We start from the raw sequence: 12,778 nt of genomic DNA on the forward strand, positions 1-12,778 counted from the left end.
TGCCTGGAAACCGCTTAGTTGACGGACTTGTCGACCAGCTTGTTCTTGCCGATCCAAGGCATCATGGCGCGGAGCTTCGTGCCGACTTCCTCGATCTGGTGGCTGTCGTTCAAGCGACGGATGCCCTTGAAGCGTGCACCGCCGGCGCGGTATTCCTGCATCCAGTCGGAAGTGAACTTGCCGGTCTGGATGTCCTTGAGGACACGCTTCATCTCGGCCTTGGTCTCGGCAGTGATGATGCGCGGACCGGAGACATATTCGCCCCACTCGGCCGTGTTCGAGATCGAGTAGTTCATGTTGGCGATGCCGCCTTCATAGATCAGGTCGACGATCAGCTTCACTTCGTGCAGGCACTCGAAATAGGCCATCTCAGGCGCATAACCGGCTTCGGTAAGCGTTTCGAAACCGGCGCGGATGAGTTCGACGAGACCGCCGCAGAGAACGACCTGTTCGCCGAAGAGGTCGGTTTCGCACTCTTCGCGGAAGTTGGTTTCGATGATGCCCGAACGGCCGCCGCCGACGCCGCAGGCGTAGGAGAGAGCGAGTTCAAGCGCATTGCCGGAAGCGTTCTGGTGAACGGCAACGAGGCAGGGAACGCCGCCGCCCTTCTGGTATTCGCCGCGAACCGTGTGGCCCGGGCCCTTCGGGGCGATCATGACGACATCGACGGTCGCCTTCGGCTCGATCAGGCCGAAGTGAACGTTGAGGCCGTGTGCGAAGGCGATCGCAGCGCCGTCACGAATGTTCGGAGCGATGTCGGCCTTATAGATGTCGGCCTGCAGTTCGTCCGGGGTCGCCATCATCATCAGGTCGGCCCAGCCGGCAGCTTCGGCAACCGTCTTGACCTGGAAGCCGTCGGCTTCAGCCTTCTTGATCGTGGGCGAGCCGGCCTTCAGCGCGATGACGACGTTGCCGGCGCCGCTATCCTTGAGGTTCAGCGCATGGGCACGGCCCTGCGAACCGTAACCGATGATGGCGACCTTCTTGGCCTTGATGAGATTGAGATCGGCATCACGATCGTAATAGACGCGCATTTGAAGTTCCTTCCCTTGTGCTTGTCGTGTTGACTGTCATTAAGGCGAAATCAGCCGAGAACCGGCATCTCCGCCAGAACCTTGTCCGTGCCGTAGAGCCGGAGGAAGGCGGTGACCGCCCTCTCCGCCTGGCGTGCGGTATCCTTGAGGCCGGGTTCGCCGAGCAGCATGCGCACATGCAGATCGGAAACAACAAGGCCGTAAAGCGTGTGATAGGCCTCGTCGGCGTCGGAAAAACGCAGCAGTCCTGCCCTCTTTCCGGCATCGATCAACGCCATGGCGCGCCGGTCGATCTGGCGGCGGCCGCGCTCGAGCAGCAGCTTGCCGAGCTTCGAGCCGTCGCGGTTCGATTGGCCGATCGCCAGCCGGTTCAGCGCCAGCGAGACGTCGCCGGCCAGAACCTCCAGCAGGTCGCGCGCGAAAATGACGACATGGTCGTGCAGGCTCGCCGCCGTCAGGCGCTCGCCGTTGCGTTCGAAGGTCCGCACCTTGCTCGCCTGATAGGCAATCATCGCCGACAGCAGTCCGTCGCGATCGCCGAACCACTTGTAAAGGCTTTCCTTCGAGCAATTGGCGGCGCGCGCCACACCCGAGGTCGTCAGCGCCTTCTCCCCTCCATCGACGAGCAACCGCAGCGCCTGCTCCAGAACGGCGTTCTGGCGCGGCGAAAATTCGCTCGGCTCTGCGGTATCGACGGACACGGTCACGGCTCCCAGATAAGTACCGTACGGTACGGTTCGTGAGGTTTATGCGATAAACCGGTCAGGCCGTCAAGAAGGTCCCGACATATTTTTATACGGGAAAGCGCAGTGAGACACCAGAATTGGATAGGCGCGCTCCGGGCGATTACATAATGTCGCGCCACGCCATTTGCCGGGAGCCTTCCATGTCGCGCCTGCCTACCCTTCTCCTGCTCGGGGCAACACTCCTCGCCGCCTCCGGCTCCTTCGCGCGGGATAGCGACGTCTACAGCAGGATCGAGGAGCTGCACGGCGACGCCGCGGGTTTCGACCGGCCCCTGCGCCAGCTCGTTCAAGCGATGCGCTCCGGCGATGCCGGGGCCATCGCCGACCTTGCCGAGTATCCGCTGACCGTCAAGGCCAACGGCGAGACCTATGATGTGGAGAATGCGGAAGATTTCGTCGACAATTTCGACGATCTGGTGACGCCGGAAACGCGCCGCGCCGTCGGCCGCCAGCAATACCAGGATCTCTTCGTCAACAGCGACGGTATCATGCTCGCGAACGGCGCCCTCTGGATGGGCGCAATCTGCGAGGATAGCGCCTGCGAAGCGAGCCATTGGGCGATCACCGCGATCAACAACTGAATTTGGCGACGAGGAAAAACCAATGAAATATCAGATAGCCGTGGCGGTCGTGACCGCGGCCCTTGCCATCGTGGCAAATGCGCAGGCCGCCGAGACCCGTTGCGGCTGGATCGAGAATCCGACGCCCGCCAACTGGTGGCTGGAGGATGCGGAGAACACCTGGACGATCATGACCCAGGGCGACGATGCCGACGCGGTCGAAGGCATGGAACTGATCCCCGACATCTCCGAGCACGATTACGTCAAAACCAACGGCAATTACGGCTATGCCTGTGCCTGCATGAGCGTGGAGACGGATGGGAACGAGCGCATCACCAAAATCCTCTCCTTCCGCCAGCTAAAACTCGCCCAATGCCGTGCCGACAAGGCGCTGAAATTCCCCGGCTGAGTGTCCCGTCAAACGCGCGGCGCCCGGCTTATTCCGCCGCCATGACCTCACGCGCCCCGTCGACATCGCGCGCCGGCGAGGCGCCGTAGAGGCGGCTGTATTCGCGGCTGAACTGCGACGGGCTTTGATAACCGACACGGTGGCCGGCGGTGCCGGCATCGAGGCGCTCGACGAGCATCAGACGGCGTGCCTCGTGCAGGCGAAGCTGCTTCTGATATTGCACGGGCGTCATCGCCGTAACCGACTTGAAGTGATGATGGAAGGACGACACGCTCATGCTGACGCGGTCGGCAAGATCCTCGATCCGCAGCGGCCGCGCGAAGTTCTCCTTCAGCCATGCCACCGCGCGGGCGACCCTGTTGCTGTGGCTGTCTGCCGTGGCAATGTTGATCAGCCGCGCGCCATCCGGCCCGGTCAGCACCCGGTAGAGGATTTCCTGCTCGATTAGCGGCGCCATGGCAGGAATGTCGCCCGGACGATCGAGCAAGCGCAACAGACGGACGGCCGCATCCAGCAGCTCCGGCGGCGCGACGTTCACCACCATCCCGCGCTGCCCATCGGTATGGGCGGCCGGGCGCGGAATATCGATGCGACTCAAAAGCTCCAGCAGCTTTTCGGAATCGATTGCCAGTCCCAGGCAAATGTGCGGCACTTCAGGGCTTGCCTCGGTGACTTGCCAGGCGACCGGCAAGTCGAGCGAGGTCAGCAGATAGTCCCCGGTGCCGTAGCTGATAAGTTCGGTGCCGAGGCGCAGGCTCTTGGCCCCCTGCAGCACAAAGGCAAAACAGGGCCGGTAGCTGCTGTGCAGCGGATCGCTCGGCTTGGACCGACGGCTGACGTGAAGATTGCCGATAGCAGTCGAGAACTCGCCGTCCCCAGGCGCAAAGCGCAGCGCGATGTCGACGATTTCCTGATAGGGGCTGAAAGGCAAGGTCATGCGGCAACTCTTTCTGTCAACTGGCTGACGCCGGTGATACCGCCTCTATCTAGAGTGCCTTCGCCATTTCGCAAACAGGCCGGCGCCTCACTTTTGCAGGATCGTGCAAAAAGCTGAGAGGATCGCTCTAACCCACTCACGCAGTTCCGGGCAATAGTCCGCCATCCCGTTCAACCCCCTCCCGAAAACGAAAAGGAAGGTTCCTATGCCTATTGCAAGAGGCTACGCCGCAACCGACGCTTCCAAGCCGCTGACCCCTTTCACCTTCGAACGCCGCAACCCGAACCCCGATGATGTCGTCATCGACATCAAGTTCGCCGGCATCTGCCATTCCGACATCCACACCGTCCGCAACGAATGGAAGAACGCCGTCTATCCGATCGTGCCGGGCCATGAGATCGCCGGCATCGTCTCGGCCGTCGGTTCCGCCGTGACCAAGTTCAAGGTCGGCGACCGCGTCGGCGTCGGCTGCTTTGTCGATTCCTGCATCGGCTGCGCCGAGCGCGACCTCGATCGCGAACAGTACATGCCGGGGCTCAGCGGCACCTACAATGACTTCGAAGCCGACGGCAAGACACGCACTCAGGGCGGCTATTCCGACTCGATCGTCGTCAGGGAAGGCTATGTCATGTCCATCCCGGACAATCTTCCGCTCGACGCCTCCGCGCCGCTGCTCTGCGCCGGCATCACGCTCTATTCGCCGCTGCGCCACTGGAATGCCGGCCCCGGCAAGAAAGTTGCGATCGTCGGCATGGGCGGCCTCGGCCACATGGGCGTCAAGCTTGGTTCCGCCATGGGCGCCGACATCACCGTTCTCTCCCAGAGCCTTTCCAAGAAGGAAGACGGGCTGAAGCTCGGCGCCAAGGAATATTACGCCACCAACGATCCGGAAACCTTCAAGAAGCTCGCCGGCACCTTCGACCTGATCATCTGCACCGTCAGCGCCGAGATCGACTGGAACGCCTATCTCGGCCTGCTGAAGGTGGATGGCTCCTTCGTGGTCGTCGGCGCGCCGGAGAACCCGATCCCGGTTCATGCCTTCTCGATTATCCCCGGCCGCAAGAGCATCTCCGGCTCGATGATCGGCTCGATCAAGGAAACGCAGGAAATGCTGGATTTCTGCGGCAAGCACAACATTGTCTCCGAGATTGAGAAGATCAACATCCAGCAGGTCAACGAAGCCTATGAACGCGTCCTGAAAAGCGACGTCCGCTACCGTTTCGTCATCGACATCGCCTCACTAGCAGCCTGAGCAACGACGGGCGGCTCCCTCGGGGGCCGCTTTTTTGATACCGGCATTTTCCATACGTCCTCATGCTGAGGTGCGCCGCCCGATAGAGCGGAGCCTCGAAGCATCCCCCGCGAACGCCGCTCCCGCCCGCCACGTCGGAGCGTCCGCCCCGTGCTTCGAGGCTCCGGCCTCCGGCCTGGATACGCCAACATGAGGCTCTCTTGAGCCTCAGGAGGCGCAGCCGTTTCGCAAGACACCTCAACCACTCCCCCGCAGGCGCAGCAGATATTCCGCATTGAACGGATCGGGGCTGGAGCGCCCACGCAAGCGCGGCGGGCCGGCGATCGGGGCGTAGTGATCGAAGGAGGTTTCCATCGTCCCCGCCCCGCTCGTCAGGCCCGGCAATTGCTGCTGGGCGCCGCGGACCATCTGAGACGCCATGGTTCCTTCGAGCCGGGCGACTCCATCGGCAATCACCGAATCCGTCATCGTAGCTGCGGATTTTGCAAGCAAGGTGACCACGCCACTCAAACCTTCCGCCGGCGTTTCGAGATGAAAGCGGTCGATCGGCTCACAGAGGACGGTCCCCGCAGCCGATAGCGCCGTTGCCAGCACCCATGGCGTCAGCTGCCGAAAATCGGCGGCGGTGCTTGCGGGTGAACTGTGGCGGGCCGCCGTCATCGCCACGTGGCAATCGATGACCTGCCAGCCGAAAATCCCCTGCTTCAGCGTTTCGAACACGGTTTCCTCGACCGCTCGATAGAAGGCGACGGGCATCTGGCCGACATCCACTTCGAGCGCGAAGCTGTTGCCCGCTCCGTGAGGACGCGGTTCGACGCGCAGGCCGATGGTCGCGAGAAAGGGATTGGGCTCCTTGAAGAGAACCTGCAAGCCGGTTCCAGCTGCCACAAGCCTCTCTACCAGGATGACCGTGCTTTCCTCGAAGCCTGCCTCAAGGCCGAAATCGGTCAGCAGGGTCGATTGGATAACCTCCTTCTGCACCTCGCCATAGAGCGACACGAAGACCTCGTCCGCATTCTCGTTGCGGCGCAGATTGATCAGGGGATCCTGTTCGGCCATCTGGTTCAGCGCCAGCCAGAGCGCCGACTTGTCGGAAGGCCGCCGGGCAAGGACGCGGGTTTCGAGCGTCGGCGGCGCGAAGTGAGGCCGCTCGCCTGCGGGATCTCCGCCCACCGCGTCGCCGATACGGGCGCCGGCGAGGCCGCTGACGCACGCGATCTGCCCGGCGCGCAGGCTCTCGGCCCCATGACGGCGGCCGGCCTCGAAGATCTGGATCGCGGTTATTCTTTCCGGGCCCTTCGGCAGATCCAGATACTGCCGGAGCCGCACCGTGCCCGATGTCAGGGAAAGATAGCATAGCTTTTCCCCGCCCCAGCCGCGCTCGATCTTGAAGATTTTTCCGGCAATCGGCCCGTCCGGGTCGAGCCGCCGTTCAGGCAATAGCGTCGCGATGGCCGCGGTCAGCTCAGGCACGCCGGCACCGGTCATGGCCGCTCCTGCGAAGACGGGATGTACCACGCCGCTTGCCATTTGATCGGCGAGGCAGCGTCGGAGCCTTCCCGCGGTGAGCCGATCAGGCGCGAGCACGTAGTCGTCGAGCAACGCCTCGTCGTTTTCCCCGAGCGCCTCACAGAGCGCCGAAAAAAGCGGCTCGCATTCCGGACGGAGCGCCTCCACCCGGACAAGCTTGCTGCCGGCATCGATGACGGACGACATGGCTATGGGACGAACCGGCAATTGGGCGGCAAGCGCCGCCAGCACCTCCGGATACCGCGCCCCGGGACGATCGACCTTGTTGACGAAGAAGACGAAGGGAACGCCGAGCCGCCGCAGCGCCCGTACCAACACGCGCGTCTGGGCCTGCACGCCTTCGACCGCCGACACGACGACGACGGCGGCGTCCAGCAATCCCAGCACCCGCTCGACTTCGGCGATGAAATCCGGATGACCGGGCGTGTCGATGAGATTGACGATCCTGTCGCCGATGGCAAAGGACACCACCGCGGCCCTGATCGTGATGCCGCGTTGCCGTTCGAGTTCGAGCGTGTCCGTCTGTGTATTGCCGCTATCGACGCTGCCGAGCTTGTCGATGACGCCGGCGTTAAAAAGCAGTCTTTCGGTAAGGCTAGTCTTGCCTGCATCCACATGGGCGAGGATGCCCAGATTCAAAGTGCGCATGAACCACCAACTTCTCAGAATTTCGGATGTGATTTTCGTGAGAAGTGAATCGGCGCATTGGAACCCCTATCCGTTGATACGGCTGGATGCGTAACCCGCGGTGGTGGTTGGGAGACGCGGGCGGGATGCTAAGGCGATGTGGGAAGAGGTGTCAAGCGTAGGCGTCCCTACTCCGAGCTCCGGTCGTCAGCGTGTGCGCCCCAGGGCACAACGATCAGCCCTCATGGTGAGGAGGCCCGCAGGGCCGCCTCGAACCACGAGGGCGGGTGGTTGCGTGCGTGCTGCATACCGGAGCCCCGGAGATACATCGCATTCCCGGCACGCGCTTACAAGGCGGCAGGATCGCCGTGCGCACCGTAGCATCTACCCCTCGTCCCGCATCGTCTCCCGCTGGGTGATCAGCCGGGCGCTATGCTGGCCGCTCAGATAGATCCACAGCCAGCTCCAGGCGACGGAGAAACGGGAGCGAGTGCCGATGAGGAAGTAAATATGGGCAAGGCCCCAGATCCACCAGGCGATCCACCCCTTCAGCTTGATCCGGCCGAAATCGATGATCGCGGCACTCTGGCCGATCGTCGCGAGGCTCCCTTGGTGCCGGTAGCGGAAGGGTGCGGGCGCTGGCTTGCCGGACAGGCGGGCGTGGATGACCTTGGCGACGTGGCCGCCCTGTTGCTTGGCTGCCGGTGCGATGCCCGGCACCGGCTTGCCGTCCTCGCGCATGACCGATGCGGTGTCGCCGATGACGAAGACATCGGGCAGGCCGGGCGCGCTCAAATCCTTTTCGACGACGACGCGCCCTGCGCGGTCGGCCGGCACGCCAAGCCAGCGCGCCGCGGGCGAGGCAGTGACGCCGGCGGCCCAGACGATCGTCCGGCTGGCAACGAAGGTTTCGCCGATCTTCACGCCGTCCGCATTGCAGTCCGTCACCGGTTTGCCGAGATGGATTTCGACCCCGAGTTTCTCCAGCGCCTTCTGCGCATAAGCCGAAAGTTCCTCGGCGAAGGTCGGCAGCACGCGCGGGCCGGCCTCGGCCAGTACGACGCGGGTCTTGCGCGTGTCGATGTTGCGGAATTCCTTGGGCAGCGTGAAATGCGCAAGCTCGGCGATGATGCCGGCAAGCTCAACGCCGGTCGGCCCGGCGCCGACGATGGTGAAGGTCAGGAGCGCATCGCGAACGGCGGGATCGCTCTCCATCTCCGCCCTTTCGAAGGCGAGCAGCACGCGCCGGCGGATCGTCGTCGCGTCCTCCAGCGTCTTCAGGCCCGGCGCCACCGGCTCCCATTCGTCATGTCCGAAATAGGCGTGCGTCGCCCCGGTCGCTAGCACCAGCGTATCGTAACCAAGAGTCATGCCGTTGCGTAAGGAAACCGTCTTCGCGCCGCTGTCGACGCCCGTGACCTCGCCGAGCAGCACCGTCACATCAGGCCGATCGGCATAGAGGCGGCGGATCGGCCAGGCGATCTCCGAGGTGGAAAGAATGGTCGTCGCCACCTGATAGAGCAGCGGCTGGAAGAGATGATGATTGCGCCGGTCGACGAGCGTGATCTTCGCGCCTGCGCCCTTCAACCCGTTGACGAGCTGCAGCCCGCCGAAACCGCCGCCGACAACGACGACATGATGGTCGGTCATGACATACCCCTTTGCGCCATTTTGCTCAAAGCCAATGTGGCCTTCGGCGCAATGGTTGCAACCGCCGTTTCGGCATGTCTCCCCTGCGCCGATCGCAGTCGAGGGCGCCGAGATCATCAGCTATTGCTGCAATCCAGCGCAGCGAAGGGTGGGGAGCGGAAGTCAGGCAGAGTTATACCTCCCCCGACCGAGCCTCGGTCGGGATGTGACAGGCATGCCATTCGAACGGTCGCAAGACGGTCGCCGGCCGGCGATCAGTTCACAGCGACATATGCGTAACGTGCCAAATCAATAGGGACCGACGCACTGGCGACGGGGTCCGTAATAGGGCTGGAACGTATTGTCGAACGCCCTGTACGACCGATAACGCGCATAGCACCACCTCTCGTGGCTGCTCCCCCCTCCATAATAGGCAGACGACGCATAGGCGCGATAGGGCCGGCCATAATAGCGGTAGGGCGAGCCATAATAGCGATACGGCGAACCATAATAGCCGTAGGGCGAGCCGTAGCCGTAGGGTGAACCGTAATACGAGCCGTAATAGGGTTGTGCCAATGCGCCGCCAATGATGGTGCCGACGGCCAGACCGCCCAAGGCCCAGCCCCAACCAGATCCTCCGTGATGATGGCCGTAATGCCCGCCTCGGTAATGGCCGCCACCCCAGTGGCCGCCATGGCCGCCACCCCAGTGGCCGCCATGGCCACGCCATTGCACTTGCTCTATTGGCTGCGGTGCTTCGATCCTGGGTGGGTTGATGGCCGGAAACGCTTGAGCCGGCGTGATGCCGGGGGCACCTATGATCAAGCACAACGCGGCGACGGTTAGCTTTCTCATGACTGTTCTCCTCCTCCAAGTGGGGGAAATATCTTACCCCCTCCTGAACCAAAGGTGAACGTAATATGTCAAAAAACGTTCCGTATAGAGACAAATTAATCCCTATCAATGGCGCTGAAAATTATCGGCTCCTAGTGCAATCCGACCGTGCTGTTTCCAGGAGGCCGTAAACGTGTCGCGCATCCTCGATCCCCAGAAGCTGAGGTTCGTTGGCCAGACTTGGCGTCCAGCCGCTCATCCTCCTATTGGACGGCTCGCCGAACTTGATCGTACCCCTGCCGCGGCTGCCTTCTTCAAGACTGATCGACGGCAGGAGTTCGAGCTGGTTGGTGGACAAATGTCGAAAGAGTCCGCTTCTGCGAGTGATCACGCGTCTGTTGGTCAGCACATATTCCGTCCGCGCCCGCGCAGCGGCATCGACGAAAAAACGTCCGGCCATTATGTAAAGGCCTATGAGCACGAATGGAATACCCCATAATTTTGTGAAAACCGGCGTTTCCGTGCTGATGGCGGTAATTTCCCAGAAGATCGCAAAGCCGCCCCAGAGAAGCGAGAACGGAACGAGGAGGAAATCCCGCGATGTCAAAAGAAATCCTTGTCCGGGACGCCCTGACCAACGAATATCGCTATCGCTCATACTATCATGCCCCTTCAAATGACATTTTACCGGGCGTAACCCACGGGTATCGCCATTCCATGTTTCAATTCTTCCATCGAGATCGACGCCGAGACGTCGAAGAGCTCGAGCTTGCGCACGATCCCTTTATAGATCACGTCGTAATGCTCGACGCGCGGCAGCACGATCTTCAGGATGTAATCGTGGTTGCCAGTCAACCGGTGCGCCTCGACGATCTCGGGAATATCGCTGATGATCCTGCGGAAGCTTTCCGTCCATTCGTCGGAATGGTGCGCGGTCTTGACGAGAGCGAAGACCGTCGTCGGCACGCCCATTTTCTCCCGGTCGAGCACGAAGATGCGCCGGGCGATATGGCCGCTTTCTTCGAGCCGCTGAATGCGCCGTGAGCAGGCCGACACCGAAAGCGCCACGCGTTCCGCAAGGTCGGTCACGGATATGCCTGCATCCTTCTGCAGCATGTCGAGAATGCGTCTGTCGCGATCATCAAGCATGTGTGAGAAATGAACCTTCCGCCCCTGATTTGCGCGATTACTCCAAATCGCGCAAAATAATAGCACACGTTCGACGAACAGGACAAACAATGCAAACACGCCGCGCCGCCCTTGCGGCATGATTTTCGAAACTCGAAGCATGAGGAGCATGAAGAGATGGAAACGATCGGTCTGATCGGCGGCATGAGTTTCGAAAGTTCGGCGGTCTATTACCGCCTCGTCAACGAGATGGTGCGCGTCCGCAAGGGCGGCCTCGCCTCAGCGGAGCTCATTCTGCATTCGGTCAATTTCGAGGAGATCGTCGCTCTTCAGAGGGCGGGTGATTGGGATGGGGCCGGGCGCCGCCTCCGCGACGTGGCCAAGCGCCTCGAGGCTGGTGGCGCCAGCTGCGTCCTGATCTGCACCAACACCATGCACCTGATCGCCGATGAGGTCGCAGCTGGGATTTCCGTGCCGCTGATCCATATCATCGACGAGACGGCGAAATCGCTGCATGCCGCCGGCAGCAAGCGCCCGCTGCTGCTTGCCACCCGCTACACCATGGAGCACGGCTTCTACGCCGAACGCATGAAGAGCCTCGGTCTCGACATCATGGTGCCTGATGCAGCCGACCGCACCACCGTGCACGACATCATCTTCAACGAGCTCTGCGCCGGCAGAGTGCACAACAGCTCGCGCGAAAAGCTGATCGATATCATCGACCGCGCAGTGGATCGCGGCGCCGACAGCATCATCCTCGGCTGCACCGAGATCTGCATGATCCTCGATCCCGACCGCCTGCCGCTGCCGGGCTTCGATACGACTGCGATCCATGCGCGCGCGGCGGTCGATTTCGCGCTCGGCGCCGAAGAAGTGGCGAAAGAGGAAGCGGCCTGATACGCACCGACAATTTATTTGACTCAGTCCACTAAATACACGACATAGTCTCTATCTGAAGATCCTTGTCGGCCTACTGACAAAGCGGCCAACTTCTCTTTCGTCATGCTCGGGCTTGTTCCGAGCATCTGCATCAGGCGCAGCAGATCCTCGGCACAAGGCCGAGGATGACGCGGAGCAAAGGGCGGGGTTTGTCAACAAACCGACAGGGATCTCCCCTTGGAGATCATCATGTCCGACATCGCCCTCATCGAAACCGCCCGCGATTTCAACCGCTTCTATACGAACTTCCTCGGCCTTCTGAACAAGGCCTATCTCGACTCGCCCTTCACGCTGACCGATGCCCGCGTCCTCTTCGAGATCGGCTCGCATCATGGCATCAGCGCCGTGAGCCTTTTCCGCGACCTTCATCTCGACCCGGCCTATCTCAGTCGCATCCTCAAGCGCTTTCGCGCCGAGGGACTGATCGAGACCAGTCCCGATCCGGCCGATCTGCGCAGCAAGGTCATCATTGTCACCGACCAGGGACGAGAGAAATTCGAGGAACTCGGCCGGCGCGCCAACGCGCAGATCGCCGCCCGTTTCGATGATCTGGCGGCCGGCGAGCCGGAGGCGGCGGTCCGCGCTATGGGCACGATCCGCGCCCTGCTCGACCCGGCGGCAAAGCCGGCGCCCGCCATCATCCGTGCCCACCGCGCCGGTGATATCGGCTGGATCGTTCAGAGCCAGGGCCGCTTCTATGCCGAGGAATATGGCTGGGATCTGCGCTTCGAGGCACTGGTCGCCGAGGTCGCCGGAAAATTCCTCGCCAACTTCGATCCTGCCCTGGAATATTGCTGGATCGCCGAACGCCGCGGGGTCAATATCGGCTCGGTCCTCATCACCAATGGCGGCGACGGCATCGCCAAGCTGCGGCTGCTTTATGTCGACAGATCAGCCCGCGGTCTCGGGCTCGGCAAGCTGCTGGTCGGCGAATGCATCCGCTTTTGCCGTCAGAAGGGCTATAGTGAGATCCAGCTCTGGACGAACGACATGCTGGAGACCGCCCGCGCCATCTACGTCAAAACAGGATTCCGCCTTGTCTCCGAGGGGAGACATCGAATGTTCGGTCCGGAGGCCAACGGTCAAAACTGGGCTCTTACCTTGTGAGCTCACTCTCTGGTTTGCTGCGTCGCAAAATTTCGCTTGATTTGGA

13 protein-coding genes are annotated in these 12,778 nt (G+C 62.0%); 5 read left to right on the forward strand and 8 right to left on the reverse strand.

Annotated elements, in window-relative coordinates; all coding sequences use genetic code 11:
- Positions 1 to 14: 14 nt before the first annotated feature.
- Positions 15 to 1,034 carry a ketol-acid reductoisomerase gene (ilvC, locus tag PO860_RS12565; protein WP_183606747.1) on the reverse strand — a complete coding sequence of 340 codons (1,020 nt, stop codon included), beginning with the start codon at positions 1,032 to 1,034 and terminating at the stop codon, positions 15 to 17.
- A 50-nt stretch (positions 1,035 to 1,084) separates the two neighbouring features.
- The gene (locus PO860_RS12570) at positions 1,085 to 1,750 is read right to left on the reverse strand and encodes a TetR/AcrR family transcriptional regulator (protein WP_012558289.1); all 666 of its coding nucleotides are present in this window, start codon (positions 1,748 to 1,750) and stop codon (positions 1,085 to 1,087) included.
- A gap of 170 nt (positions 1,751 to 1,920) precedes the next feature.
- Between PO860_RS12570 and PO860_RS12575 the strand changes: the two genes are divergently transcribed.
- Both PO860_RS12575 and PO860_RS12580 read left to right on the forward strand, forming a co-directional pair.
- Entirely contained in the window at positions 1,921 to 2,361 is a 441-nt protein-coding gene (locus PO860_RS12575; protein ID WP_273884203.1) for a hypothetical protein, read from the forward strand.
- Positions 2,362 to 2,383: 22 nt separating this feature from the next.
- The gene (locus tag PO860_RS12580; RefSeq protein ID WP_183606745.1) at positions 2,384 to 2,749 is read left to right on the forward strand and encodes a DUF4087 domain-containing protein; all 366 of its coding nucleotides are present in this window, start codon (positions 2,384 to 2,386) and stop codon (positions 2,747 to 2,749) included.
- Positions 2,750 to 2,777: 28 nt separating this feature from the next.
- Here the strand turns inward: PO860_RS12580 and PO860_RS12585 are convergent, their stop codons facing one another.
- The gene (locus PO860_RS12585; RefSeq protein ID WP_273884204.1) at positions 2,778 to 3,686 is read right to left on the reverse strand and encodes an AraC family transcriptional regulator; all 909 of its coding nucleotides are present in this window, start codon (positions 3,684 to 3,686) and stop codon (positions 2,778 to 2,780) included.
- A 205-nt stretch (positions 3,687 to 3,891) separates the two neighbouring features.
- Here PO860_RS12585 and PO860_RS12590 point away from each other — a divergent pair, with 205 nt between their 5' ends.
- Positions 3,892 to 4,938, forward strand: a complete 1,047-nt coding sequence (locus tag PO860_RS12590; protein ID WP_183606743.1) for an NAD(P)-dependent alcohol dehydrogenase — start codon at positions 3,892 to 3,894, stop codon at positions 4,936 to 4,938.
- 237 nt (positions 4,939 to 5,175) lie between these two features.
- On the opposite strand, the gene PO860_RS12595 is transcribed toward PO860_RS12590, so the two are convergent.
- From PO860_RS12595 to PO860_RS12615, 5 genes are all read right to left on the reverse strand, one after another.
- Positions 5,176 to 7,116: an elongation factor G gene (locus PO860_RS12595; protein WP_273884205.1), complete on the reverse strand. Its 1,941-nt coding sequence runs from the start codon at positions 7,114 to 7,116 to the stop codon at positions 5,176 to 5,178.
- 363 nt (positions 7,117 to 7,479) lie between these two features.
- Entirely contained in the window at positions 7,480 to 8,745 is a 1,266-nt protein-coding gene (locus PO860_RS12600) for an NAD(P)/FAD-dependent oxidoreductase (protein ID WP_275031612.1), read from the reverse strand.
- 288 nt (positions 8,746 to 9,033) lie between these two features.
- Positions 9,034 to 9,579 (reverse strand): BA14K family protein, encoded by a 546-nt coding sequence (locus PO860_RS12605; protein ID WP_183606740.1) that lies wholly within the window; start codon positions 9,577 to 9,579, stop codon positions 9,034 to 9,036.
- Positions 9,580 to 9,700: 121 nt separating this feature from the next.
- Positions 9,701 to 10,216, reverse strand: coding sequence for a PH domain-containing protein (locus PO860_RS12610; protein ID WP_273884207.1), 516 nt, complete (start codon positions 10,214 to 10,216; stop codon positions 9,701 to 9,703).
- Between the two features lie 26 nt (positions 10,217 to 10,242).
- Positions 10,243 to 10,707 (reverse strand): Lrp/AsnC family transcriptional regulator, encoded by a 465-nt coding sequence (locus PO860_RS12615; protein ID WP_183606738.1) that lies wholly within the window; start codon positions 10,705 to 10,707, stop codon positions 10,243 to 10,245.
- A 156-nt stretch (positions 10,708 to 10,863) separates the two neighbouring features.
- Here PO860_RS12615 and PO860_RS12620 point away from each other — a divergent pair, with 156 nt between their 5' ends.
- Entirely contained in the window at positions 10,864 to 11,583 is a 720-nt protein-coding gene (locus PO860_RS12620) for an aspartate/glutamate racemase family protein (RefSeq protein WP_183606737.1), read from the forward strand.
- A gap of 231 nt (positions 11,584 to 11,814) precedes the next feature.
- On the forward strand, positions 11,815 to 12,732 hold the full coding sequence (locus tag PO860_RS12625) for a bifunctional helix-turn-helix transcriptional regulator/GNAT family N-acetyltransferase (protein WP_273884208.1): 918 nt from the start codon (positions 11,815 to 11,817) through the stop codon (positions 12,730 to 12,732).
- Positions 12,733 to 12,778: the final 46 nt, after the last annotated feature.

Origin of the sequence: Rhizobium binxianense, assembly GCF_028994275.1 — a bacterium.
GTDB lineage: Bacteria > Pseudomonadota > Alphaproteobacteria > Rhizobiales > Rhizobiaceae > Rhizobium > Rhizobium binxianense.